At 74.7% G+C, this 23,643-nt stretch carries 22 protein-coding genes; 9 read left to right on the top strand and 13 right to left on the bottom strand.

Annotated features, from left to right (window positions below):
- Window positions 1-22: 22 nt before the first annotated feature.
- Window positions 23-706, top strand: a complete 684-nt coding sequence (locus SM577_RS14625) for a permease prefix domain 1-containing protein (protein WP_302918294.1) — start codon at window positions 23-25, stop codon at window positions 704-706.
- Window positions 707-736: 30 nt separating this feature from the next.
- On the opposite strand, the gene SM577_RS14620 is transcribed toward SM577_RS14625, so the two are convergent.
- Window positions 737-1,078 (bottom strand): PadR family transcriptional regulator, encoded by a 342-nt coding sequence (locus tag SM577_RS14620; protein ID WP_109906395.1) that lies wholly within the window; start codon window positions 1,076-1,078, stop codon window positions 737-739.
- 118 nt (window positions 1,079-1,196) lie between these two features.
- Here SM577_RS14620 and SM577_RS14615 point away from each other — a divergent pair, with 118 nt between their 5' ends.
- On the top strand, window positions 1,197-2,174 hold the full coding sequence (locus tag SM577_RS14615; protein WP_474587103.1) for a DNA primase: 978 nt from the start codon (window positions 1,197-1,199) through the stop codon (window positions 2,172-2,174).
- A 40-nt stretch (window positions 2,175-2,214) separates the two neighbouring features.
- Complete coding sequence (locus SM577_RS14610) at window positions 2,215-4,575, top strand: transposase (RefSeq protein ID WP_474581132.1); 2,361 nt, start codon at window positions 2,215-2,217, stop codon at window positions 4,573-4,575.
- A 592-nt stretch (window positions 4,576-5,167) separates the two neighbouring features.
- Here the strand turns inward: SM577_RS14610 and SM577_RS14605 are convergent.
- From SM577_RS14605 to SM577_RS14590, 4 genes are all read right to left on the bottom strand, one after another.
- Window positions 5,168-5,761: a GTP-binding protein gene (locus SM577_RS14605; protein WP_302918297.1), complete on the bottom strand. Its 594-nt coding sequence runs from the start codon at window positions 5,759-5,761 to the stop codon at window positions 5,168-5,170.
- Between the two features lies 1 nt (window position 5,762).
- Complete coding sequence (locus SM577_RS14600; RefSeq protein ID WP_302918732.1) at window positions 5,763-6,140, bottom strand: DUF742 domain-containing protein; 378 nt, start codon at window positions 6,138-6,140, stop codon at window positions 5,763-5,765.
- 98 nt (window positions 6,141-6,238) lie between these two features.
- Window positions 6,239-6,643 (bottom strand): roadblock/LC7 domain-containing protein, encoded by a 405-nt coding sequence (locus tag SM577_RS14595; RefSeq protein WP_109901346.1) that lies wholly within the window; start codon window positions 6,641-6,643, stop codon window positions 6,239-6,241.
- Window positions 6,640-10,182, bottom strand: a complete 3,543-nt coding sequence (locus tag SM577_RS14590; protein ID WP_474587102.1) for a sensor histidine kinase — start codon at window positions 10,180-10,182, stop codon at window positions 6,640-6,642. Before SM577_RS14590 ends, SM577_RS14595 begins: the two co-directional genes overlap by 4 nt.
- 342 nt (window positions 10,183-10,524) lie before the next feature.
- Here SM577_RS14590 and SM577_RS14585 point away from each other — a divergent pair, with 342 nt between their 5' ends.
- Window positions 10,525-10,980 (top strand): ATP-binding protein, encoded by a 456-nt coding sequence (locus tag SM577_RS14585; protein WP_302918299.1) that lies wholly within the window; start codon window positions 10,525-10,527, stop codon window positions 10,978-10,980.
- On the opposite strand, the gene SM577_RS14580 is transcribed toward SM577_RS14585, so the two are convergent.
- From SM577_RS14580 to yczE, 4 genes are read right to left on the bottom strand one after another with little or no spacing between them, the layout of a single operon-like run.
- Window positions 10,981-12,060 (bottom strand): adenosine deaminase, encoded by a 1,080-nt coding sequence (locus tag SM577_RS14580; RefSeq protein WP_474587101.1) that lies wholly within the window; start codon window positions 12,058-12,060, stop codon window positions 10,981-10,983. It abuts the gene before it with no gap.
- Window positions 12,061-12,107: 47 nt separating this feature from the next.
- Window positions 12,108-12,521 carry a PPOX class F420-dependent oxidoreductase gene (locus SM577_RS14575; protein WP_474581135.1) on the bottom strand — a complete coding sequence of 138 codons (414 nt, stop codon included), beginning with the start codon at window positions 12,519-12,521 and terminating at the stop codon, window positions 12,108-12,110.
- Complete coding sequence (locus SM577_RS14570; RefSeq protein WP_302918302.1) at window positions 12,518-13,087, bottom strand: NADPH-dependent FMN reductase; 570 nt, start codon at window positions 13,085-13,087, stop codon at window positions 12,518-12,520. The genes SM577_RS14575 and SM577_RS14570 overlap by 4 nt, the downstream gene beginning before the upstream one ends.
- Window positions 13,075-13,704: a membrane protein YczE gene (gene yczE / locus SM577_RS14565; protein WP_474581136.1), complete on the bottom strand. Its 630-nt coding sequence runs from the start codon at window positions 13,702-13,704 to the stop codon at window positions 13,075-13,077. Before yczE ends, SM577_RS14570 begins: the two co-directional genes overlap by 13 nt.
- A gap of 57 nt (window positions 13,705-13,761) precedes the next feature.
- Between yczE and SM577_RS14560 the strand changes: the two genes are divergently transcribed.
- The 5 genes from SM577_RS14560 (at window position 13,762) to SM577_RS14540 (ending at window position 19,298) form a co-directional block, all read left to right on the top strand.
- The gene (locus SM577_RS14560) at window positions 13,762-14,235 is read left to right on the top strand and encodes a MarR family winged helix-turn-helix transcriptional regulator (protein WP_302918304.1); all 474 of its coding nucleotides are present in this window, start codon (window positions 13,762-13,764) and stop codon (window positions 14,233-14,235) included.
- Window positions 14,236-14,350: 115 nt separating this feature from the next.
- Window positions 14,351-16,570: an MMPL family transporter gene (locus SM577_RS14555; RefSeq protein WP_474587100.1), complete on the top strand. Its 2,220-nt coding sequence runs from the start codon at window positions 14,351-14,353 to the stop codon at window positions 16,568-16,570.
- A complete protein-coding gene (locus SM577_RS14550) occupies window positions 16,567-17,784 on the top strand; it encodes a sensor histidine kinase (RefSeq protein WP_302918306.1) in 1,218 nt (405 codons plus the stop codon). Before SM577_RS14555 ends, SM577_RS14550 begins: the two co-directional genes overlap by 4 nt.
- A complete protein-coding gene (locus tag SM577_RS14545) occupies window positions 17,772-18,416 on the top strand; it encodes a response regulator (RefSeq protein ID WP_109901355.1) in 645 nt (214 codons plus the stop codon). The genes SM577_RS14550 and SM577_RS14545 overlap by 13 nt, the downstream gene beginning before the upstream one ends.
- Window positions 18,417-19,298 carry a putative RNA methyltransferase gene (locus SM577_RS14540; RefSeq protein ID WP_474587099.1) on the top strand — a complete coding sequence of 294 codons (882 nt, stop codon included), beginning with the start codon at window positions 18,417-18,419 and terminating at the stop codon, window positions 19,296-19,298.
- Between the two features lie 34 nt (window positions 19,299-19,332).
- Here SM577_RS14540 and SM577_RS14535 read toward each other — a convergent pair whose 3' ends face one another.
- The 4 genes from SM577_RS14535 to SM577_RS14520 all read right to left on the bottom strand — a co-directional run bounded on the left by SM577_RS14535 (window position 19,333) and on the right by SM577_RS14520 (window position 23,643).
- Window positions 19,333-20,013 carry a DUF4272 domain-containing protein gene (locus tag SM577_RS14535; RefSeq protein ID WP_302918308.1) on the bottom strand — a complete coding sequence of 227 codons (681 nt, stop codon included), beginning with the start codon at window positions 20,011-20,013 and terminating at the stop codon, window positions 19,333-19,335.
- Window positions 20,014-20,119: 106 nt separating this feature from the next.
- Window positions 20,120-21,400 carry a thymidine phosphorylase gene (locus SM577_RS14530; RefSeq protein WP_474587098.1) on the bottom strand — a complete coding sequence of 427 codons (1,281 nt, stop codon included), beginning with the start codon at window positions 21,398-21,400 and terminating at the stop codon, window positions 20,120-20,122.
- A 242-nt stretch (window positions 21,401-21,642) separates the two neighbouring features.
- The gene (locus SM577_RS14525) at window positions 21,643-22,350 is read right to left on the bottom strand and encodes a cytidine deaminase (RefSeq protein WP_302918310.1); all 708 of its coding nucleotides are present in this window, start codon (window positions 22,348-22,350) and stop codon (window positions 21,643-21,645) included.
- Window positions 22,351-22,362: 12 nt separating this feature from the next.
- Window positions 22,363-23,643 carry an ABC transporter permease gene (locus tag SM577_RS14520; RefSeq protein WP_474587097.1) on the bottom strand — a complete coding sequence of 427 codons (1,281 nt, stop codon included), beginning with the start codon at window positions 23,641-23,643 and terminating at the stop codon, window positions 22,363-22,365.

Below are 23,643 nucleotides of genomic sequence, written 5' to 3'. Positions count from 1 at the left end.
CCGATCGTGGCAGGGTGGTGCCATGGCCGGCGGTGACGAGGTGATGGTGGAGGAGCGCCTGCGCGAGCTGGGTGACCGGCTGCGCGGGCCGGTACGGCTCAAGTCCGACCTGCTGACCGAGGCCCGGCACGGGCTGTTGGACGCCGTGGAGGCGTACCGGGAGGGCGGGCTGTCGGCGGCGGAGGCGCAGCGCCGCGCGGTGACCGAGTTCGGCAGCCCGGCGCAGCTGGCCCCGGCGTACCAGGCCGAGCTGGCGGTCGGCGCGCTGCGTGGGCTGTCGCTGCGGGTCGTCCTGGTGGCCGCTGTCGCGATCGTCGCCGGCGACCTGACCTGGCAGGGGGCGAGCTGGAGCGAGGGGCCCCGGCCGCCGGCCGGCTACCTGCTGCTCTCCGCCTCGATGGACTGGCTGTGGATCAGCGCGTTCGTCCTGGCGGCGGCCGGACTGCTGGTCGCCACCGGCGCGGGCCGGTGGGGCGTGCCGGGCGGGGCCGTGCTCAACCGGGCGGTCGGCGCCAGCCTGACCGGCGTCCTCGTCCTCGCCGCGGCCGCCGGCGGCGGGCTGTTCGCCTGGTCGATGGGGCTCTGGGAGGCGGCCCTCACCTGGCCGCCGATGATCATCGGCGCGGTCCTGGTCGGCGCCGCCCTGTTCTGGATCGGCCGCGCAGCCCGCTACTGGCTGTCCGCCGCCCTGACCCCGGCCCGCTGACGCCCGTCCGGCGCGGCCGGTCGCGGCGGGTCAGGTCGGGGTGACCGGCGGGGCCGCGGGGTCGAGGAAGCGTCCGACGGTCGAGCTGAACTCGCGCCAGCCGGAACGTTCCCCGGCCAGCGCCCGCCGGCCGGCGTCGGTGAGCTCGTACGTCCGGCGCTCCCGCCCGTTGACGGTGCTCCAGCTACTGGCCACGTGCCCGGCCCGCTCGAGCCGGCGCAGCGCCGGATAGATGGTGCCGGTGGGCAGGTCCAGGTGGCCGTCGCTGCGGATGCGCAGCGCCTCGATGATCGCGTAACCGTGCAGGGCGCCCCGCTCCAGCACCGCCAGCAGCAGCGCGTCGAGGTGGCCGTGCAGCGCCTGGGCCTTCATGTGTAGCTACGCTACTTGTCTGCGGGCCGGATCGCCACCGGGGTGCGGGCACCGGCCTCCCGGAGCCGCCCACTAGGGTATGTGCCCAGAGTCACTCGCCGGCACGGGACGCCGACGGGTGGGCAACCCGAAGCACACGGAGGTCAGCGTGGCCCGTCAGTCGCCCCAACGGCCCGACGCCGACGAGCCGGAACTCGACGAGACCGAGGGCAGCGTCGAGTCCGACAACGCGTCCGCGTCGGCCGAGGCCGCCCGCGCGCTCTGGGACGAGCTGCGGATCGACCCGGTGGAGATCGCCCTGCCCGCCGGCACCGGCTACACGCTGCGGGCGTACCGGCCGGCCCGGGAGCTGACCCCCACCGACGTCGCCGAGCGCGACCAGGACGACCCGTTCCTGGCCCGTCGCCAGGTCGTCGAGGAGGACGAGGACGACGAGACCGTCGTGATCCTCGACGAGGAGGTCGCCCAGGAGTTCGCCGAGAGCGACGAGGAGGAGGCCAAGGCCCGGCGCCGCGCCAAGGGCGCGAAGGACGCCGACGACGCCGACGACGCCGAGGCGGACGAGGCGGACGAGGCGGACGAGGCCGAGGCCGAGGACGAGGCGGGCGACGAGGAGGTCCCGGTCTTCCTCAGCCACCGTGGCCGGCTGCTGCTCTTCAAGACCCCGGAGTCGCTGGTCAGCTTCGTCCGCTCGGGCGCGCCCAACGATCTGTCCCAACTGGACAGTTGGAATGAATTGTCCGAACGGGTGGAGCCGGCCGACATCGCTCCGCTGGACGAGGACATCTACGAGCTGGACCTGGTGGTCGAGAACCTGCGCGGCGGGCACGACGCCTGGGACACCACGCTGCTGATCGAGGCCGGCGAGATCGCCCGCGACCTGGCGTACGCGCTGCGCCTGCCGGCCGTGCTCGACATGCTCTCCGCCGGCTCCAGCCTCGACGACCTGGACGAGGCGCTGCGGGCCACGGTCAGCGGCGGCATCGGCGGTTTCCTCGGCCGGCGCCGGCTCAAGAAAATCGGGGCACAAACCGCAAGTCTGGGTTGGCGCACCATTGTCGGCAAGATCTCTGCGGTCGTGGACTGGCGCGACTGACCCTTAACGGGGAGCATCAGTCTCTGGCAGAGAAAGACCTGTGTCCCGGGAGGAGGACGACGCCGTGGCGCTCGTGCGCGTGTACTGCGGTCTGGCCTCGGCGGATCCGGCCGACCGACCGGCTTCGGCCGGTTCGACGCTGACGTCCGCTGTGGTCGACGACGCAGGCCGTCTGCTGCATGTCTGCGAGATCGGCGACGACGCGGCGGGCTACGCCCGGCTGGTCGCGCTGCTCGTGGAGCGGTCGGGCGGGCCGAGCGGTGCGGCGATCGCCGCCGACAGCGACGACCACACGGTCACCTCGCTGCTCAGCGCCGCGGGTCGTCCCCTGGCGATCGCCGACGACGACTCGGTCGACGACTTCGCCGAGCGGTTCGCCGACGACGACTCGCTGGAGGAGATGCAGTCCCCGCCCGCCGAGCGGCGCGCGGTCGGCCTGGCCCGCGCACTCCAGGCCGGCGCGCTCTCCGCGATCACCCTGCCGGCGCACCGCGACCTCGCCGGCTACAAGCAGGTGCTCGCCGCGCACGCCGCGCTGGCCAGTGGCCGGCACTCGGCCGCCGTGGCGCTGCGCGAGGTGCTCCGCGAGCTCTACCCGGCGGCGCTGCGCGCCTACCCGGACCCGGCCGAGCCGATCCCGCTGGCCGTCCTCGACGCCCTGCCGGAGCCCGGCATGCTGGCCGGCACCGTCGCCCGGGGGCGGGAGGTCTCGGTCGCCGCCGACGCGGTCGCGGCCCACCTGGCCGCCGACGGGGTTGCCGAGGCCGAGGAGATCGAGGAGGCGGTCACCGCGCTGCGCGTGGCCATCTCCGAGACGCCCCGGCGGGCGACGGTGAACCGCGCCCTCACCGCCGCCGTCGCCGAGACCGTACGCCAGGCCGTCGCCTCGGTGCGGGCCTGCGACGCCGGCTGCGAGGCGCTGGTCGGCGCGCTCAGCGCCCGGGTCAGCACGCCCGCGCCGGCGACACCCGGCCGCCGCGCCGCCGGCCGCCGGGCCGAGCCGGTCGGCGACCGGCCCGGCCTGAACACCAGCACCGCCGGGCTGCGCACCATCCGGCCGGCCGAGCAGCCGACCCCGTCCGGCGGGCGGCGCAGCCGTCCGGAGCCGGTCTCCGGCACCACCGCGCCGCCGTCGCCCCGCCCGCTCGCCCCGCCGCCGGTAGCGCCGGCCCCGGTCACCCCGCCGCCGGTCGCGCCGCCGCCGGTCGCCCCGGCCGCGTCGGCCGGCACCCCGGTCTCCGGCGGGCCGACCCACCCCGAGCCCACCCCGCGCCGGGTGGACGGCCCGACCAACCGGCCGATCTCGGCGCCGCCACCGCCGCCGCCCGGGATCACGCCGATCGCACCGGCGCAGCGCGGCACGGTGCCTCCGGCGGAGGCCGGGGAGCCGTTCCGGCCCACGCTGACCACCGCGGCGATCAACAGCGCCCGGGCCGAGCGGCAGCGCACGGTCATCCCGCCGCGGCCGAAGACCAACGGCGAGGCGCCCACCGGCGGGTTCAGCGCCACCGACCTGAGCATCCCGGTGCCCACGCCCCGACCGGGCAAGGAGTCCGCCCCACCGGGCTCCCGGGCCAACTGGCCGCTGGTCAACAACCCGGACGACCCGGCCGACAGCTCCGCCAAGAACCCGGTGGTCGGCTCGTACGGCGATCGGGGCGGGCGGGGCGTGGACGCGCCGACCGATCCCGGTGCGGAGCGTCGGGTCACCCCGCCGTGGCTCGCCGACGACCTGCCCCAGGAGCCGCCGATGCTGCGGCTCGTGGAGCCCCCGCCGATGGCCGACCGGGCGCTGCGCGACGGGCCGAACCCGCCGGCCGACCCGCAACTGGAGAACCCTCCGCTGCGGCTGGTCGACCGGGAGAACGCCCCCCGCAACGGCCGACCTGTCCCCCCGCGTGCCGAGCACCCGGCGCCCGAGCACCGGCCGGCGCCGCCGGTGGAGCGGCGTCCCCCGCCCGTCTCCGACGAGGGCGACGGTGACCTGCTGATCTTCGCCCAGGCGAAGTCCGCCTGGTTCGTCGGGCACGGCGAGTCGGCCGACCTGGACTGGTCCACCACCGCCGACACCGGCTGGCAGGCGGCCGAGCAGGCCGCGCGGCCGTCGGTGGGCGCCGAGACCAAGGCCGGGCTGCCCAAGCGGGTGCCGCAGGCCAACCTCGTCCCCGGTTCCCCGCTGCGCGAGGAGCGTCCACTGCGGATCGTCCGCGACGCGGCGAGCCTCGCCGAGAACACCACCGGCTACTTCCGGGGCTGGCGTCGCGGCCAGGAGATCGGCGGGTTCGCGGTCGGCGGCCGGCCGGGCCGCGAGGCCGCCGGCGGCTGGGACTTCACCCGCGACACCGGCGACCGCGACGACGACCGGGAGTACGAGTACCGCTCCGCCGGCTACCGCTCCTGACCGGCGGTACGCCGCACCGGACAGCGCGCCCCCGGTCACTGTGGACGTCCACAGTGACCGGGGGCGCTGTCGTGCGGCGACCGGACCGGCGTGGGCACCCGCGGCGGTTCCTCCAGCATCCCCACGGCCGGCGGCACCGGCACTACCGCGCCGGCAGTAGCCAACGTCCTCACGCCCTCGCCAGTGGCGGCCCCGCGCCGCCGTCGGTGCCGCCCTCACGCCGCCGTCGGTAACGCCCGCACGTCATCGGCCGCAGCGCCCTCACGCCGCCGTCAGTGGCGCCGGGGCGAGTCGGGCACCCTGAGGGCGCCGCCATGGCACGTCCGCGCGCCAGCGGGCACCACACGGGGCTGGACGGCCCCGCCGGGCGGGAGCCACCGCCACGGGAACCGGCCACAGTGGCCGACGACTGCGCGACGCGCGGCAGGACCGCACTCCGCCCGCCGAGGCCGGGTACGCCCGCCCCCGACCCGGACGGCAGAGCGTGCCCGACGGCGGCGTGGCGGTCGGGCGCTGGACGGCGACGGCGCCGGACCCCGGGCAGCACGCAGCGCCCGCTGGCGGAAGAGCCACCGGGCGCTGGGCGGGACGATCAGGCCGGCGCGACCGCGCGCGAGCGGCGCATGGTGAGCACGTACTCGACCAGCGAGATCAGCACGTGCTTCGTCGACTCCCGGTTACGGGCGTCGCAGGCCACCACCGGCACGTCGTTCGAGATCGCCAGCGCGTCCCGGACGTCCTGCGGGTCGTGGTACTGCATCCCGTCGAAGCAGTTGATGGCCACCAGGTACGGCAGCCGCCGGTGCTCGAAGAAGTCGATCGCCGCGAAGCAGTCGGCCAGTCGGCGGGTGTCCACCAGCACGACCGCGCCGATCGCCCCGCGCACCAGTTCGTCCCACATGAACCAGAAGCGGGTCTGACCCGGCGTACCGAACAGGTACAGGATCAGGTCACGGTCGATCGAGATACGGCCGAAGTCCATCGCCACCGTGGTCGTCGTCTTGCCCGGCACCTGCCGGTTGTCGTCGACGCCCACGCCGGCGGAGGTCATGATGGCCTCGGTGGTCAGCGGCGTGATCTCCGAGACCGAGCCGACCAGCGTCGTCTTGCCGACGCCGAAGCCACCGGCGATAACGATCTTCGCCGACGTCACGCGCCCGCTCGGGGTCGGCGGCCGGTGCGACATGTCAGAGCCTGCGAAGTCCACTCAGCACCCTCTCCAGCAGTTCAGTGCCCACCGCGTCGTCCGAGTCGTCCAGGATGGTCGGCTCGTGGACCGCGACCAGGCCGTCCGTCGCCATGTCGGCGATGAGCACCCGGGCCACACCGAGCGGGAGCTGCATTCGCGCCGCGATCTCGGCTAGCGACTGCACGCGTCCGTCACACAGCGCGGCGATGTACTGGTGCTCGCGGCCCTGCCCGCCACTGCCGTTGGCAGTGGCCCGGCCGCGCACCGTCGTCTCGACGAGCGCCTCCAGCGCGATGTCGAGTCGGGGGCGGGTACGACCACGGGTCACGGCGTACGGACGGACCAATGCTCCGGTCGGTTCGTCACGATCGACCATGTCGCCGCTCACCTCCTTCGTACCCGGCACCGGCTCCATCCGTTGGAGCCCGTCTCTCTCGTCGTTGCTGCGCCGCCGACCTCGGGGTCAGCAGGACGTCAGCCCAACATGCCCGCGGCCGCGCGCGGCTGCGGGGTCAACGCGTCGCCCACCCGGTCGACCAGCAACGCCATCTCGTAACCGACCTGCCCGACGTCACAGCTGCGGGCGGCGAGCACGGCGAACGACGAGCCGTCGGAGATGGACATCAGGAACAGGAAGCCATTGTCCATCTCCACCACCGTCTGCAGCACCGCGCCTCCCTCGAAGCAGCGGGCCGCACCCTGGGTCAGGCTGACCAGGCCGGACGCGATGGCGGCCAGCTGGTCGGCCCGGTCACGCGGGAGATCCCGTGACGCAGCGAGGAGCAGGCCGTCCGCGGAGACGGCGACCGCGTGCGCGACACCGGGAACCCGATCGGCGAAGTTGGCCAGCAGCCAACCGAGATCCTGCGTAGTAGTCATCCTTCTTGCTCCTTCTGCCCGCTCCCGGCCACCGGGCCTGAGCCAGACTGCGAGGATTGCTGCCCTCCCGGAGTCGCCTCCGGGCTGGTCGGGTTGCTGTCGGACGGGTTGCTACGCCCTCGCTGGACGCCGCGGTGGTAGGCGGAGAGCAGACCGCGTACGGACTCCGGCGTCCGCCGCTGCACCGAGGTGGTCGGCTTCTCCACCGCGCCGGGCACCAGCTGCGCCATCGGGGTGCGCTTCGGCAGACCCGTGGGCGTGGTGGCCGCCACCGGCACCGCGCTGGCGGCCGACGCCGCCCGCCAGCCCTCGTCGGCCGCGGTCGCCCAGCCGTTGCCCTCGCTGGGCTGCGGGCGACGGTTGGGCAGGCTCTCGGCGGACGCGGGGCGGGGACCGCCGTTCGATGTGGCCCCGTTCTCGCGCGGCGCTCCTCCGGCCGTCGGTGTCTGTGCCATCGGTGCGTTACCTGTCGTTGCGGGTGGTGTCTGCTGCACGGCGCGACCCGCCGCGTCGACCTTGCTGAACTGCTGGGTCGCGGCGGAGCCGTTGCTCGCCGGCTGGCGGGTGCCGGCCGCCTCCTCCGGCCCCGGTCGCCGGGTACGGAACCAGGCGGACTCGAGCTCCCGGAAGATCGGCAGCTCCATCGTCTCGTCCGCGTACCGCTGCCGGTTCTGCGGCTGCGGCGTCGTCGGCCGGGCCGGTGCGGGCGGAGCGGCCGGCGTGGGGGCCGGGCGGGCCGCCGGGGCCGGGTTAGCGGGCGCCGCCGGGTTCGGGGTCGGCGCGGCCGGCTGGTCCGTACGCGGCATCCGCGGCAGCTCGGTGGTCATGTCCAGCGCGGCGGCCAGCCGCTCGGGCACCGGCGGGGTGGCCGGGTCCGCCCCGGCGACCGGCGGCCAGGCCGGCGGCGCCGAGGTGTGCGGCGGCGTCACCGGGCGCTGCGGCAGCGGGCCACCGGGCGGCGACGAGATCGGCTGGCCGGAGACCGGCATGCCCGACACCGGCGACGCGGAGACCGGCATCCCGGAGACCGGGGACGACGAGACCGGCATCCCGGAGACCGGCGGGGAGGAGACCGGCGGCCCGGAGTACGGCGGCGCCGAGTGCGGCGGCACCGGCGGAGCCGACACCGGCGGCGGGAAGTACGGCTGCGCCTCCGGGCTGCTCGGCAGCTGCCGCGGGATGCCGGGCTGCTGGCCGGTGCCGGCCGGGTCGCCGTCGGCCGACCGGCGCTGCGGCAGCGGGTCGATCGGCTGGCCGTTGGACGTGCGCGGGGTGAACGCGTCGCCGCCGCTGTTGGCCGCGGTCGCGCCGGTGAGATCCGACCAGGCCGGCATGCCCCGGCCGGCGCCGGCCGGGGTCGGGCCGCCGGTGCCGTTGCGGGGCGGCGCCGGCTCGAACGGGCGGCCGCCCAGGGTGACCTGGTTGCCGGAGCCGCTCGGGCGCGGGCTGTTGGGCAGGTTGCCGAGGGCCGGCAGCGCGCCGAAGGCGGGCGCCGGGCCGGACGACGGGGCGTTGCCGGCGGGCAGCGCCGGGGCCGGCTGGGCCCGGCCGGCGAGCGCCCGGGGCACCAGCACCGACGGCGGCAGCGTGACGTCGGCGACGGTGCCCCGGTCGGCGCCGGGACGCAGCTCGACCTTCACGCCGTGCCGGGACGCCAGGCGGGCGACCACGACCAGACCCATCATCCGGGAGACGGCCACGTCCACCTGCGGCGGCGTGGCGAGCCGCTCGTTGAGCTCGTGCAGCTGGTCGGGGCTGATGCCGATGCCGCGGTCCTCGACGTAGAGCGAGGCGCGGTCGCCGACCCGGCGGGCCTCGATCAGCACCTGCGAATCCGGCGGCGAGAACGCGGTGGCGTTGTCGAACAGCTCGGCGACCAGGTGGACCAGGTCGTTGACCGCGTGCGCGGCGACCTCGATGTCCCGGTCGATGACCCCGAACTCGATCCGGGTGTAGTGCTCGACCTCGGACTGCGCGGCCCGGAGCACGTCGATCAGCGCGGCCGGTTCCCGCTGCACACGGGTCGAGTCGGCGCCGGCGAGGACCAGCAGGTTCTCGTCGTTACGGCGCATCCGGGTGGCCAGGTGGTCCAGCTGGAACAGCTCGGCCAGCCGGTCCGGGTCCTCCTCGCCGCGCTCCAGCCGGTCGAGGTGACCGATCAGCCGGTCGACCAGGATCTGCGACCGGCGGGCCAGGTTGACGAACATCGTCGCGACGGAGGCGCGCAGCGCGGCCTGCTCGGCGGCGGTCCGGACGGCCTCCAGGTGGACGGCGTTGAACGCCTCGGTCACCTGGCCGAACTCGTCCTTGCTGCGCACCGGCAGCGGCTCGGCGATCTGGTTGGCCAGCTGGGTCGGGGTGAGCTGCCCGGTGACCTGCGGGTCGCGCAGCCGGGCCACCGCCTGGGGCAGGCCGTACTGGGCGACCGAGAGGGCGCCCTGGCGCAGGTCGCGCAGCGAGCGGGCCATCGAGCGGGCGACCAGGTAGGCGAAGAGGATGGCCAGCAGCAGCATGCTCAGCAGCAGGCCGGACTCGAGGAAGACCTGACGCTGCACGTCCGAGCGGAGGTCGTCGGCCAGGACGACCACGTCGCGGTCGAACTTCGACTCCACCGTGCGGATCAGGTCGGCGTTGGCCACGATCGCCGCGTCCCACTGGTTGGCGTCGAACGGCGCGCCGCTCAGGGTGTCCTCGGTGTTGGTGTTACGCAGCCAGGAGTTGTACGTGTTCGCCTCGCGCAGGTCCGGACCGGCCACGGTCCGGTTGTAGAAGTCGGCCTCCTCCTGGCTGGCGACCACGGCGAAGTTCTGCTTGGCCTGCAACTGCGCCGTGTCGGTGGCGATGTAGTCGGTGCGCAGGGTGGCGGTGATCTTGCTGTCCCGCAGCATCCGGTGCACGACGTTCCGCTGCTGGGAGAGGAACTCCTTGTTGCGGGCGACGGCGGTGGCGGCACGCATCCGGTCGCTGAGGTTGTTGTCGCCGGCGAGCTGGGTGGCCGAGTCGCGGACGGCCAACAGCCGGTTGATGATCCCGTCGTACTGCTGCACGGCCGGGACGAGACCGTACTTGCCGTTGAGCACCTGGCTACGGGTGGCCGGCAGGTCCTTGAGGTCCTGGTCGATCACGTCGAGGTCGTCCTCGAGGCTCGCCGGCAGGTCGTCGAGCTCGCTGCGCTGCGAGGAGTAGGGCGCGCGGGCCTGGTCCACCCGGCCGTTCGCCTGGTTGTACGCGTCCTTGAACGGGTCGGCCTGGGCCGGCGGCGCGCCGAGCAGCCGCAGCGCGGCCGTCCGCTCGTCCTGGAGGGTGTCGACCAGCTCTCCCGAGTAGCCGACCAGGCTGGCCAGCTCGCCGGCCCGGTTGGCGTTGTTGAGCGTCTGCAGGTGGTCGACGAGACCACTGGTACCCACGACGACAGTGGCGATGGTCGGCACGATCATGATGAGACCGAGCTTGGACCAGATCGGCATGTCGCGGAGCCGACCGGCCGGCCGGCGCAGCCGCGACAGGAAGGAGCCCGCCGTCTTTGGCCGTTTGCTCACGTCACCGCCCTCGCGATTCAGCGTCCGCGTTGCCCTTGGGCAACGCCCAGCGGCCGACCCGGCGGGTCGGACCATCCGAGATTCCATCACGCCGCCCGGCAAAGAGAAAGCCCAGGTTGGCCGTCGCCGACGGTGTGATGAGATGTTGATGCGATTTGATAGCAATCCGTCTGGCCGGAGTCACTGAAGGTAATGGATCACCCCCACCGCGTCGTGCTGCTCGCGGGCCCCTCCGGGTCCGGAAAGTCGTACATAGCACAGCGAACCGGGCTTCCGGTGCTGTGCCTGGACGACTTCTACAAGGACGGTGATGACCCTACGTTGCCGCGACGAAACGGCCAGGTGGACTGGGAGTCCCCGCTGTCGTGGGACGCCGAGGCCGCCGTGGAGGCCATTTCCCGGCTGGCCCGGGAGGGCCGGGCCGAGGTACCGGTCTATGCCATCGAGGCGGATCGACGGGTGGCCACCCGGTCATTTGATGTGGCCGGTTCGCCACTTTTCATCGCCGAAGGGATTTTCGCCGCCGACATCGTCGAGGAGTGCCGCCGGCGGGGGCTGCTCGCCGGGGCGTACGCCCTGCGGCGCCCGCGCGGCGCGACCTTCGTCCGGCGGCTGGCCCGCGACCTCGCCGAGCAGCGCAAGGCCCCGCGGGTGCTGATCCGGCGCGGGGTGGCGCTGCTGCGGGCCGAGCCGGCGGTGCTGCGCCGGCAGACCGGCCTGGGGGCCGAGGCGGCCCGGGCCCGCCAGGTGCTGCGCGGGGTGGCCGGCCTGCTCGCCGGCCACCCGCACCGCCGGTGATCAGGGCAGCAGCTTGGCGTACGCCGGCTTGATCACCTCGTCGATGATCCGCAGCCGCTGGTCGAACGGGATGAACGCGCTCTTCATCGCGTTGATGGTGAACCACTGCAGTTCGCGCCAGCCGTAGCCGAACGCCTCCACCAGCAGGGCCATCTCGCGGGACATCGAGGTGCCGCTCATCAGCCGGTTGTCGGTGTTCACGGTGACCCGGAAGCGCAGGTCCCGCAGCAGCCCGATGGGGTGCTCGGCGATCGACGGGGCGGCCCCGGTCTGCACGTTCGAGGACGGGCACAGCTCCAGCGGGATCCGCTTGTCCCGCACGTACGCGGCCAGCCGGCCTAGCGTGGGCTCCGGCCCCGGGGTGATGTCGTCCACGATCCGCACCCCGTGGCCGAGCCGGTCCGCACCGCACCACTGGATCGCCTGCCAGATCGACGGCAGCCCGAACGCCTCCCCGGCATGGATGGTGAAGTGGAAGTTCTCCCGCTGGAGGTACTCGAAGGCGTCCAGGTGCCGGGTGGGCGGGAAGCCCGCCTCGGCGCCGGCGATGTCGAAGCCGACCACCCCGGCGTCCCGGTGCCGCACGGAGAGCTCGGCGATCTCCTGCGAGCGGGCGGCGTGCCGCATCGCGGTGAGCAGCGTGCCGACCCGGATCGGGGTGCCCGCCTCGGCGGCCAGCGCGCTGCCCTCGGCGAAGCCGGCCAGCACCGCCTCGACCACCTCGTCCAGGGTCAGGTCCCGCTCCAGGTGCTGCTCCGGGGCGAACCGCACCTCGGCGTAGACCACCCCGTCGGCCGCCAGGTCGAGCGCGCACTCCCGGGCCACCCGGCGCAGCGCCGGGGCGGTCTGCATCACGGCGACGGTGTGCGCGAACGTCTCCAGGTAGCGCTCCAGCGAGCCCGAGTCGGCCGCCTCGACGAACCAGCGGCCGAGCGCCGCCGGATCGGTGGTGGGCAGCTCGTGGCCGACCTCGGCGGCCAGCTCGACGACCGTCGCCGGACGCAGGCCGCCGTCGAGGTGGTCGTGCAGCAGCGCCTTGGGAACCTTGACGATGTCCTCGTAGCGGATCGTTGCGACCATGCTCAGACCCTAGTCGGCGGCGGGCCGGCCGCCGAGCCGACCGGCCCTCACGGACGCCAGCCGTAGACCCGGTCGACCGTGAGCCGGAGCACCAGGCGGCCGTCGGCGACCATCGCCGCGCGGTAGTCGGCCCAGTCCGGGTGCTCGCCACGGATCTCCCGGTAGACCTCGACCAGTTCCTCGACGGTGGCGTCGTCCTCGGCGGCGGCCGGTGGGCTGAAGGTGACCGTCCCCTCGGCCACGGCGTACGCCCCGCCGTCGGCGGTGGTGACGTGGAAGCTGGCCCGCGGATCGCGCAGCAGGTTGCGCACCTTGGCCCGGCCGGCGGTGGTCGAAGATCGGATCAGGCCGGGTTCGGCGAGGTAGTCCACGTTGGAGAGCTGGGGTCGGCCGTCCCGGCGCAGGGTGACCAGGACGCCCCGGCCGCGCCGCCCGAACAGCTCCCAGAGCCGGGCGCTCACGCGGGCACCCGCAGCGGCGCCAGGGCGTCGGCCAGCCGGGCCACCTCGGCGAGCATGACCTCGGCGGCGGCGTCCCGCCCGGCGTCCGGCACGAGCGCGCCGGTCTCGTCCAGCGCCTCCCGCAGGAACACGACGACCGCCTCGTTCGCCGGCACCATCTTGAGCGTGGTCACCACCTGCTTGATCATCTGGACCGCGCGCAGGCCGCCGGAGGTCATGCCGTAGCTGACGAAGCCGACCGGCTTGTACTGCCACTCGGTGTAGAGGTAGTCGATGGCGTTCTTCAACGGAGCGCTGAAGCCGTAGTTGTACTCCGGCATGACGAAGACGAAGGCGTCGCCGGCGTCGACGGTGGCGCTCCACTCGCGGGTGTGCTGGTGCAGGTAGCGCCCCTCGGACGGGTGGTGCGGCTCGTCGTGGAAGGGAAGGGCGATCTCGGCGAGGTCGACCAGGCGCACCTCGTCGAAGGCGCCGTGGCGGGTGGCGAGCTCGGTGAACCAGTCGCCGATCCGGCGGCCCACCCGGCCGGGCCGGGTGCTGGCGACGATGACGTTCAGGCGGGGCATGGCGGGGTCACTCCAGTGGGGACGGGCCGGCCGGCGGCCGGGACGGTGAACTTCGGGATGAGGTTCTGCGCGAGCGGGCCGATGCTGACCGCGTAGAGCAGGGTGCCGGGCCCGACGGTGCCGCCGAGCGCCCAGCCGAGGGCGAGCACGCCCAGTTCGATGGCGGTGCGCACCCGGCCGATCGGCAGGCCCCGGGCGGCCAGCCCGGTCATCAGGCCGTCGCGCGGCCCGGGCCCGAGGCGGGCACCGAGGTAGAGGGCGGTGGCCAGCGCGTTGAGCAGGATGCCGGCGACCAGCAGGCCCGAGCGGGCGACGACCGGCCCGACCGGCGGCAGGACGGCGAGCACGACGTCGGCGGTCACGCCCACCACCACCGCGTTCGCCACCGTGCCGAAGCCGGGACGCTGCCGCAGCGGGATCCAGAGCAGCAGCACGGCGACCGCGACCAGGTTGACCACCTGGCCGAGCGGCAGCCCGGTCCGCTCGGCCAGGCCCTGGTGCAGCACGTCCCACGACGCGAGGCCGAGGTCGGCCCGGACCATCAGGGCCACGCTGACGCCGAAGAGCGCGAGACCGGCGAAGAGCCGGACCAGTCGCCCCGGAAGTTTGGTTGACATGTCATACACCCTAGGAGCTTGTTGATGACATGTCAACCAGATGGCTACCATTGCCGCATGGAGCAACCACGCTGGCTCACCGAGCAGGAACAGCGCGCCTGGCGGGGCTACAACCGGATGCGCCGCCTGCTCACCCTCGAACTGGCCCGCGAGCTGATGCGCGACGCGGGGCTCTCCGAGCCCGACTATGACGTCCTCTCCGACCTCTCCGAGACGCCCGACCAGCGCTTGCGGCTCAGCGAGCTGGCCGACCGGATGCTCTGGTCGCGCAGCCGGCTCTCCCACCACCTGTCCCGGATGCAGCAGCGCGGCCTGGTCACCCGCGAGGAGTGCGCGACGGACGGGCGGGGGGCGGTCGTCGTCCTCACCGCCGAGGGCCGGCGGGCGATCGAGGCCGCCGCGCCCGGCCACGTGGCGGCCGTCCGGCGGCACCTGGTGGATCTGCTGACCCCCGACGAGATCGCCGCGTTGGACGCGCTCACCCACCGCGTCGTCGACCACCTGACCAGCCTCGACCGGCCACGCGGCTGAGCCGGTGGTGGTGCGTGCACCACCACCGGACCGGCATGCGCACACCATCGAACCGGCCCGTCCTGCTGCCTAGCGTCGGCAGTGGAACCCAACAGCCGACGCGGGGAGTGTGCAGGTGTTCACGACATTGGCCACGGCGGTGGTCCGGCGCCCCGGGCGGGTGATCGCGGGCTGGCTGCTCGCCATCGCGGCGCTCAGCGCCGCCACCTTCGCCGTCTACGGGCTCGACGGACCGCGGGGCGGCAGCACCCAGGCCGACTTCCTGCCCGACCGGTACGAGTCGGCGCAGGCCGCCCGGATCGAGGCGCGGGTCTTCCCCGCGCCGGCGGGCAGCAGCGCGGTGCTGGTCGTCCGCCGCACCGACCGGGCACCGCTGACCGCCGCGGACAACGCCCGGATCGACCGGCTGCCGCGGGAGCTGCGGGTGGCCGGCGTCAGCGCGGTGACCGCCGGCCCGCTCGCACCCGACGGCCGGGTACGACTGGCCGGCGCCCGCTTCCCCGGCGACCCGGACGCGGAGGCGACCATCCAGGCGGTCGAGCGGCTGCGGCAGGCCACGGACGCCGCGCTGGCCGGCACCGGACTGGTCGCCGGCTGGACCGGCGAGGCCGCCGGGGCGGCCGACGCCTTCCTGCTCGACCTGATCGTCAACGGCGGCATGATGCTGGTGATCCTGCTCCTGCTGCTGGTCATCTTCCGCAGCCCGGCCATCGCGCTGCTGAACCTGTTCCTGGTGCTGCTGGTCGCCCAGGCCGCCACCGCCCTGCTCGCGCTGGGCGGGAAGGTCTTCGGGTACGCCCTGGACGCCTCCACCACCGGCCTGCTCCCGGTCGTGCTGCTCGGCATCGGCACCGACTACGCGGTCTTCCTGCTCTTCCGCTACCGGGAACGGCTGCGGACCGGCGACGACCGGCGGGCCGCGATGGTGCACGCGGTCGGCCGGATCGGCGGGGCGATCACCGTTTCCGCGCTGGTCGTGGCGGTGGCGTTCGGCGCCCTGGTGCTCTCCCGGCTCGCCTCGTTCCGGGTGCTCGGCCCGGCCCTGGCGGTCGCCGTGCTGCTCATGGTGGCGGCCGCGCTGACCCTCTTCCCCGCTGTCTACTCGCTGCTCGGCCGGCGGGCCTACTGGCCGGCCAAGCTGCTCGCACCGCCCACCGCCCCAGCACCGCCCACCGCCCCAGCACCGCCCACCGCCCCAGCACCGCCCACCATCTCAGCGCCGGCCACCAGCGCAGCGCCGGCGGTGGAGCGTGCCGGGGCGGCCGGGCTGCCCGACCGGGCCGGGCGGCTGGTCGCCCGCCGGCCGGGCCGGGTCGTGCTGGCCACGGTCACCGCGCTGGTGCTGCTCGGCCTCGGCGCGCTGCTCCACCGGCCGAGCTACGACGTCGACGTGCTGCCGCCGGGCTCCGAGTCGGCCCGCGCCCTGGCGACGCTCCGCTCGGGCTTCCCGGCCGGGACGCTCACCCCGACCGTGGTCTACCTGACCGGCGCCGGGGTGGACGCGGCCGCCGCCCAGCGGTTCGCCGACCGGCTCGCCGAGGTGCCCGTCGTGGCGGCCCCGGCCGGGGTGGAGGTCGAGCGGGACGTGGCCCGGGTGCGGCTGCTGCTCGCCGAGCCGCCGTACTCGCAGCGGGCGATCGACGGGGTGGCGGCGCAACTGCGACCGGCCGCGCGCGCCGCCGCGCCGCCGGGCACCCGGGCGTACGTCGGCGGTGAGACCGCCACCTTCGCCGACGTCCGCAGCGTGCTCGACCGGGACCTCCGGCTGGTCTTCCCGGTGGCCGCCGGCCTGATCGGGCTGCTCCTGCTGCTGATGCTGCGCGGCCTGCTCGCCGCGCTGGGGTTGCTCGCCGCCGTCGCCCTCGGCTTCGCCGCCACCCTCGGCACGAGCGTGCTGGCGTTCCAGGTCGTCGGGGGTCAGCCCGGGCTGAACTTCCAGTTGCCGCTGGTCGTGTTCCTCTTCGTCACCGCGATCGGGACCGACTACAACATCCTGATGATCGCCCGGCTCCGCGAGGAGCTGCGCGCGGGACGGTCCCCCCGCCAGGCCGCGCGGGAGGCGGTACGCCGCGCCGGCCCGGCGGTGGCCGCGGCCGGTGTCATCCTGGCCGGCAGCTTCGGGGTGCTCGTGGCGTCCCCGGTGCTGGCGCAGGTCGGTCTCGCCGTCGCGGTGGGCATCCTGATCGCCACGTTCGGGCTCTCCTGGCTGCTGGTGCCGGCGCTGGCCGCACTCGCCGGGCGGGCCACGTTCTGGCCGGCCCGCCCCCGCCCGGTACGCACACCCGCTGCCGAGCGGCCGGCCACCGCCGCGACGGCTGGAACAATGGTCCGATGAGCTGGGCGCGGCGGGCGGTGCGGGAGCTGGGCCAGCTGGCCGTCGGGCTGGGCATGGCCGTCGCGGGCGTGGCGCTCGCGATGGCCACGCTGACCGCCGCCGCCCTCGGCCTGATCGGCGTCGGCCTGCCGTTGCTGGACCGCGCCCTCGGCGGCACCCGGGCGCTGCTCGACCGGCAGCGCCGGCGGGTGCCCGGGCCGCCGGTGCGGTCCCCGTACCAGCCGGTGCGCGGTGGGTTGACCGCCCGGCTGATGGCCATGGCCGGCGACCCGGCCACCTACCGGGACCTCGCGTTCCAGTTCGTCCACTTCGCCTACGCCCCCTCGGCCGCGCTGTTCGCCGTCGCGATCTGGCTCGGCGCCGCGCAGGGCCTGGCCATGCCGCTGATCCACGCGGTACGGCCGAGCGCGATCGGCAACTACCTCGGCCTCCCGATCGACTCCCCCGGCAACGCCGGGCTGGCCACCGTGGCCGGGCTGCTGGTGGCGGTCGGCGCGTACTGGCTGCCCCGGGGGTTGCTGCACCTGGAGGGGCGGTTGACCCGGGCGCTGCTCGGGCCGACCGCCCGGGCGACGCTGACCGAGCGGGTCGAGGAGCTGACCGACACCCGCGCGCAGACCGTCGACGCCCAGGCCGCCGAGCTGCGCCGGATCGAGCGGGACCTGCACGACGGCGCCCAGGCGCGGCTGGTGGCGATGGCGATGAACCTGGGCCTGGCCGAGGAACTGCTGGCCCGCGACCCGGAGGCGGCGCGCGGGCTGGTCACCGAGGCCCGGTCGGCCGCCGGCACCGCGCTGGCCGAGCTGCGCGACGTGGTCCGCGGCATCCACCCGCCGGTGCTCGCCGACCGAGGGCTGGCCGGGGGCCTCGCCGCGCTCGCCCTCGGCGCCGCCCTCCCGGTCGACCTGGACGTCGACCTGCCCGACCGGCTGGCGCCACCGCTGGAGTCGGCGCTCTACTTCACCGCCGCCGAGCTGGTCACCAACGCCGCCCGGCACAGCGGGGCCGGCCGGGTGGCGGTGCGGCTGTGGCGGACCGAGGACCGGGTCCGGCTGACCGTCTCCGACGACGGGCGCGGCGGCGCCGACCCGGAGCGGGGCAGCGGGCTGGCCGGGATCCGGCGGCGGCTCGCCGCCTTCGACGGGCGGGTCCGGATCGACTCGCCGTCCGGAGGGCCTACCGTGATCGACGTGGAGCTGCCGTGCGCATCGTGATCGCCGAAGACCTCGTGCTGCTGCGCGACGGGCTGATCCGGCTGCTCACCGCGTACGGCGACGAGGTGGTGGCCGCCGTGGAGACCGGCGACGAACTGCTCGCCGCGCTGCTGGAGCACCGCCCCGACGTGGCGGTGGTGGACGTACGCCTGCCGCCCACGCACACCGACGAGGGGCTGCGCGCCGCGCTCGCCGCCCGGGCCCGGGTGCCCGGCCTGCCGGTGCTGGTGCTGTCCCAGTACGTCGAGCAGCTCTACGCCCGGGAGCTGCTCTCCGACGGCGCCGGCGCGGTGGGCTACCTGCTCAAGGACCGGGTCGCCGACGTGGCGCAGTTCGTCGCCGCGGTGCACCGGGTGGCCGGTGGCGGGATGGCCATGGACCCCGAGGTGATCTCGCAGCTGCTGGCCCGGCCGGCCCGGGCGGAGCCGCTGCGCCGGCTCACCCCGCGCGAGCACGAGGTGCTGGCGCTGATGGCCGAGGGGCGTTCGAACGGCGCGATCGCCCAGCGGCTGGTGGTCACCGAGAAGGCGGTCAGCAAGCACATCAACTCGATCTTCGCCAAGCTCGACCTGCGCGAGTGCGACGACGACCACCGCCGGGTCCGCGCGGTGCTGACCTACCTGGACGCCTGAGTGGACGCCCGCATCGTCGACCGGTTGCGCTGTCCGGTCTGCGGCCAACCGCTGGCCGAGGCGACCGCCGGCACCACCCGCGCGCTGCGCTGCCCGCGCCGGCACAGCTTCGACGTCGCCCGCCAGGGCTACGTGAACCTGCTCGCCGGGCGCGCCCCGCACGCCGGGGACACCGCCGAGATGGTGGCCGCCCGGGCCGACTTCCTGGCCGCCGGGCACTACGACGTCATCGCCGCCGCCCTCGCCGGGGCGGCGACCGAGGCGGTGGCCCGGGTCGCGGCGGCGGCGCCGGCCGCCGGGGCGTACCCCCTGGTGGTGGACGCGGGGGCGGGCACCGGCAGCTACCTCGCCGCGGTGCTGGCGGCGCTGCCGGACGCCGTCGGCCTGGCCCTGGACGTCTCGAAACCGGCGCTGCGCCGGGCGGCCCGGACCCACCCGCGCGCCGCCGCGGCGCTCGCCGACACCTGGCAGCGGCTGCCGCTGGCCGACGCCTCGACCGCGGTGCTGCTCAACGTCTTCGCGCCACGCAACGGCGCGGAGTTCCACCGGGTCCTCGACCCGGCCGGGGCACTGCTGGTGGTCACCCCGGCCGCCGACCACCTCGCCGAACTGGTCGGCGCGCTCGACCTGCTCCGGGTCGACCCGGCCAAGGCGGACCGGGTCGCGGAGAGCCTCGGCGGCCGGTTCACCCCGGACGGCGAGATTCCGCTGCGCCGGGAGCTGGCGCTGACCGGCCCGGAGGTGGCCACGCTGGTCGGCATGGGGCCGAGCGCCTGGCACACCGACCCGGCCGGGCTCGCCGCCCGGGTGACCGCCCTGGCCGAGCCGGTCCGGGTGACCGTGTCGGTCCGGCTCACCACCTGGCGTCCGATCCCAGGGTGACCCCGCCCCGACCCGCCCCGGGCGGGCGGACCGGTCAGGTGGAGAGGTCGACCTCTTCCCAGCCCGGGGGCTCGTCGTGGTAGGGCCCGCGCAGGATCACCGCCCACTCCAGCGCCCAGCGCCGCTGCCCGATCGCGTTGGCGTCCACCAGTCCCGGCGGTTTCCGGCCGGCCCGCTGCACGTCCAGGTACGCCCAGTCCAGGCAGTAGTGCAGGTCGAGCAGGGCCGCCGCGTCGGCGGGGTGCTGCGGCGCGGCCAGGATCCGCGAGCGCCACTGCCCGAAGGTCTCCCCACCGGCGATGTACGGCATCCGCTCCACCAGCCGCTCGTCCACCGGCACTGTCGGGTCGAGCTGCTTGGTCAGCCCGAGCACCCAGGCCAGCGCGAAGAGCGCGTCGTGGTGCAGCACGAAGGACCGGTGGTCACCCCGACCGCCGGTGACGAACTGCCACTCCGGCGGGGTGACCATCTCGACCAGGTGCGAGGTGAGCAGCCAGCTCATCGCCGCCTGCGGCGGCATCCCGAAGCAGCGGGCCAGGATCAGGTGCAGCACCGCGATGCGCGCCTCGATCTCGGCCGTCGGGCGTAGCTCGATCTGGTCGCCCGGCTCCCAGACCAGCGGGAACTGCGGCGGAGGCAGCGGCAGGCGCAGCCGGGACAGCTCGTCCAGGCTGGCTTCGCGCACCTCTCGGGGGTCGGGGGCAGCAACGATCACGGCCGAAATTCCTGTCTGCTCGCGACGGCTCAGCGCCGGTCTTCCCCCCTGGCCTGGGAGAATAACGCTCCCAGGTAACCAGCACCATGCCGACCGGCGCGCCCGCTCAGCCGATCCGTTCGAGCACCAGCGGAGTCGCTGCCGGGGCGGTCGGCGAGATGGCCACCGCCCGCTCCGCCTCGGCCAGCGCCGCCGGGATCCGCCCGGCGTGCTCGGCGCGCAGCTCGTAGAGCGGCTCGCCGGCCCGCACCCGGTCACCCGGGCGCTTGTGCAGCAGCACCCCGGCCGGCACGCTGACCGGGTCCTCCTTGCGGGCCCGGCCGGCGCCGAGCCGCCAGGCGGCCACCCCCATGGCGTACGCGTCGACCGCCGCGACGAAGCCGTCCGCGTCCGCGCGGACCACCTCGACCTCGTTGGCGGTCGGCAGCGGTGCGTCCGGGTCGCCGCCCTGGGCGCGGATCATCGCCCGCCAGGCGTCCATCGCCCGGCCGTCGCGCAGCGCGGCCGCCGGGTCGGCGTCGGGCAGGCCGGCCGCGTCGAGCATCTCCCGGGCCAGCGCCAGGGTCAGCTCCACCACGTCGGCGGGACCGCCACCGGCCAGCACCTCGACCGACTCGGTCACCTCCAGCGCGTTGCCGATGGCCAGGCCGAGCGGGGTGGACATGTCGGTGAGCAGGGCGACGGTCCGCACCCCGTGCGCGCCGCCCAGCTCCACCATGGTCCGGGCCAGCTCGCGCGCGTCGTCGACCGACTTCATGAACGCGCCGGAGCCGACCTTGACGTCGAGCACCAGCGCGCCAGTGCCCTCGGCGATCTTCTTGCTCATGATCGAGCTGGCGATCAGCGGGATCGCCTCGACGGTGCCGGTGACGTCGCGCAGCGCGTACAGCTTGCGGTCGGCCGGGGCGAGCCCATCGCCCGCCGCGCAGATCACCGCGCCGACGTCGCGCAACTGGGCGATGAACTCGTCGTTGCTCAGCGCGGCCCGCCAGCCCGGGATCGACTCCAGCTTGTCCAGCGTGCCGCCGGTGTGCCCGAGGCCGCGCCCGCTGAGCTGCGGCACGGCCGCGCCGCACGCCGCGACCAGCGGGGTGAGCGGAAGGGTGATCTTGTCACCGACGCCGCCGGTGGAGTGCTTGTCGACGGTGGGGCGCCGCACCGCGGAGAGGTCCAGCCGCTCCCCGCTGGCGATCATCGCGGCCGTCCACCGGGCGATCTCCGCCGGGGTCATGCCGCGCAGCAGGATCGCCATGGCCAGCGCCGACATCTGCTCGTCGGCGACCAGCCCCCGGGTGTACGCGTCCACCACCCAGTCGATCTGCCCGTCCGACAGCACCCCGCCATCCCGCTTGGTCCGAATGACGTCAACCGCCGTGAAAGCACTCACCTTGAAGTTCCTATCAGTCGTTACGCGACCGGCCGGCGTACCCCAGCCGATGAGGGCGGACGTTCCACCGCGCGCGGTCCGCGGCGGATGAGCACGACGGGCCGGGGTCGACCGCGCCCGGCGGAGGGATCAAGCCTGACCGCCCGGAGCCGGGCGTGGTCGGCCCCGGCCCTGAAGCCCGGCCGGCCCCGAGAGCCGGCCCGATCCCCTAGCGCGACCACCCTGGACCGCAAGGCCCAGGCTCAGGCACCGGACCAACGAACCGGGATCTCCATCGGCGGCTCCCCCTCGCCCGCCCAGAAGATGGTGCCCGACGCGTCGACCACCACCACCCGCGGCGTACGGGCCAGCCCCCAGGTGATCGCCTCGGCCGGGTCGTCCCAGCTCGGGCCCTCCTCCAGCACCCCGGTCTCGGCGCCCGCGTCGTCCCCGGCGGACCGCTCCCAGTACGCCGTCCAGACCTGCTGGCCGGCGGAGAGATCCGGGTGGACGAAGACGGTGCCCCGGCCGCGCCAGGCGGCCAGCCGCTCCGGCACCACCGGCACCGGCGTCTCGCCGGTGACGGCCTCCAGGTCCTCCACGCCGAAGGCGTGCGGCAGCAGCTCGGCCATCCGCAGCGGCCGGTCCTTCGCCTCGATCAGGCACTCCGGGCCGCCGTTCTCCCAGAGCAGCTGCCGGCACCGGCCGCACGGCATGAGCGGCTCGCCGGTGGCGTCGACGCAGGACAGCGCGACGATCCGGCCGCCGCCGGTGGCGTGCAGGGAGGAGACCACCCCGCACTCGGCGCAGAGCACCACCCCGTACGCGGCGTTCTCCACGTTGCAGCCGACCACCACCCGGCCGTCGTCGACCAGGGCGGCCGCCCCGACCGGGAACTTCGAGTACGGGACGTACGCGTGCCGCATCACCTCGGTGGCGGCGGTCCGCAGCCGTTCCCAGTCGATCTCCATGGTGTGCTCCCGTCAGCCCTTGATGTACGGCTTGCCGTCCGCGGCCGGCGCCCGGACCCGGCCGACCAGGCCGGCCACCGCCAGGATCGTCGCCAGGTAGGGCAGCATGGCCAGGAACTGGCTCGGGATCACGCTGTTGATCGCGCCGAGGTAGGTGCCGAGCTGGTCGGCGAAGCCGAAGAAGAGCGCCGCGAGCAGCGCACCGGTCGGGCTCCACCGGCCGAAGATCAGCGCGGCCAGGGCGATGAAGCCCTTACCACCGATCATGTTCTTGGTGAACGAGTAGAGCGCCAGCGTGTAGGAGGCGCCACCGATGCCGGCCACCACCCCGGCGAGCAGCACGTTGCGGTAGCGCAGCCCGAGCACCCGGACGCCCAACGTGTCGGCGGCGGTGGGGTGCTCGCCGACCGCGCGGGTACGCAGCCCCCAGCGGGTGCGGAACAGCGCGATGTGGATCACCAGCACCAGCAGCAGCCCGAGGTAGAGGAAGATGTTGCCGCGGAACAGCGCCGGGCCGAGCACCGGGATGTCCTTGAGCAGCGGGATCTCCCAGTTGCTGAACCGCGGCGCGCTGTTGTACTGCTGCGCGTCGGTCTGCATCAGCCGCTCGTAGAGGAAGCCGGTGACGCCGACCGCGAGCAGGTTGAGCACGATGCCCATGACGACCTGGTCGACCAGGTAGCGGATGGCGAAGACGGCCAGCAGCAGGGAGATGAAGGCACCGCCGATCGCCGCCGCGACCAGACCCACCCAGACGCTGCCGGAGATGCTGCCGAACAGCGCGCCGCTGAACGCGCCCATCAGCAGCTGGCCCTCGATCGCCACGTTGACCACGCCGGAGCGCTCGCAGAGCACGCCGGCGAGCGCGCCGAAGATCAGCGGCAGGGCCAGCACGAACGTGCCGCGCACCATGTTCACCAGCGGCATGAAGTTCTGCCCGGCGGGGGCCGCCGAGACCTGCCAGCAGAGGAAGGAGAGCACGAAGCCGACCAGCCCGACGCCGAGCACCAGGGTGAACCAGCGCTTCGGCAGCCCGGCGAGCATCGCCGCGCCGGCGGCGATGGCGACCACGCCGAACCCGATCGCGCCGACCGTGCCATTGATCTTCAGCGCGGCGCCGGCGGCGTCCTCGCTCAACGTGAAGCGGGCCGGCTGGTCGGTGGCGAGCGCGCCGAAGAGCACCGCGCCGACGAGGCCGAGGCCGAGCAGGGTCAGGCCGATCTTGCGGGTACGGGTCCAGAAGCCCTCGTCGACCGGGGCGACCGCGACGTCGGGGACAGCCATGGTGGACAT

The organism is Micromonospora desertarenae, from assembly GCF_056150265.1.
Note: the sequence above shows the minus strand (reverse complement) of the source record. Positions and strands in the feature narration are given on the sequence as shown.

Excerpts from the sequence above, each read along its gene's own strand:
- SM577_RS14595 (WP_109901346.1), bottom strand. The coding sequence starts at position 6,643 with ATGACTACTACGCAGGATCTCGGTTGGCTGCTGGCCAACTTCGCCGAT.
- SM577_RS14620 (WP_109906395.1), bottom strand. The coding sequence starts at position 1,078 with ATGAAGGCCCAGGCGCTGCACGGCCACCTCGACGCGCTGCTGCTGGCG.
- SM577_RS14560 (WP_302918304.1), top strand. The coding sequence starts at position 13,762 with ATGGAGCAACCACGCTGGCTCACCGAGCAGGAACAGCGCGCCTGGCGG.
- SM577_RS14520 (WP_474587097.1), bottom strand. The coding sequence starts at position 23,643 with ATGTCCACCATGGCTGTCCCCGACGTCGCGGTCGCCCCGGTCGACGAG.
- SM577_RS14625 (WP_302918294.1), top strand. The coding sequence starts at position 23 with ATGGCCGGCGGTGACGAGGTGATGGTGGAGGAGCGCCTGCGCGAGCTG.
- SM577_RS14600 (WP_302918732.1), bottom strand. The coding sequence starts at position 6,140 with ATGGTCGATCGTGACGAACCGACCGGAGCATTGGTCCGTCCGTACGCC.
- SM577_RS14525 (WP_302918310.1), bottom strand. The coding sequence starts at position 22,350 with ATGGAGATCGACTGGGAACGGCTGCGGACCGCCGCCACCGAGGTGATG.
- yczE (WP_474581136.1), bottom strand. The coding sequence starts at position 13,704 with ATGTCAACCAAACTTCCGGGGCGACTGGTCCGGCTCTTCGCCGGTCTC.
- SM577_RS14550 (WP_302918306.1), top strand. The coding sequence starts at position 16,567 with ATGAGCTGGGCGCGGCGGGCGGTGCGGGAGCTGGGCCAGCTGGCCGTC.
- SM577_RS14605 (WP_302918297.1), bottom strand. The coding sequence starts at position 5,761 with ATGTCGCACCGGCCGCCGACCCCGAGCGGGCGCGTGACGTCGGCGAAG.
- SM577_RS14570 (WP_302918302.1), bottom strand. The coding sequence starts at position 13,087 with ATGCCCCGCCTGAACGTCATCGTCGCCAGCACCCGGCCCGGCCGGGTG.
- SM577_RS14580 (WP_474587101.1), bottom strand. The coding sequence starts at position 12,060 with ATGGTCGCAACGATCCGCTACGAGGACATCGTCAAGGTTCCCAAGGCG.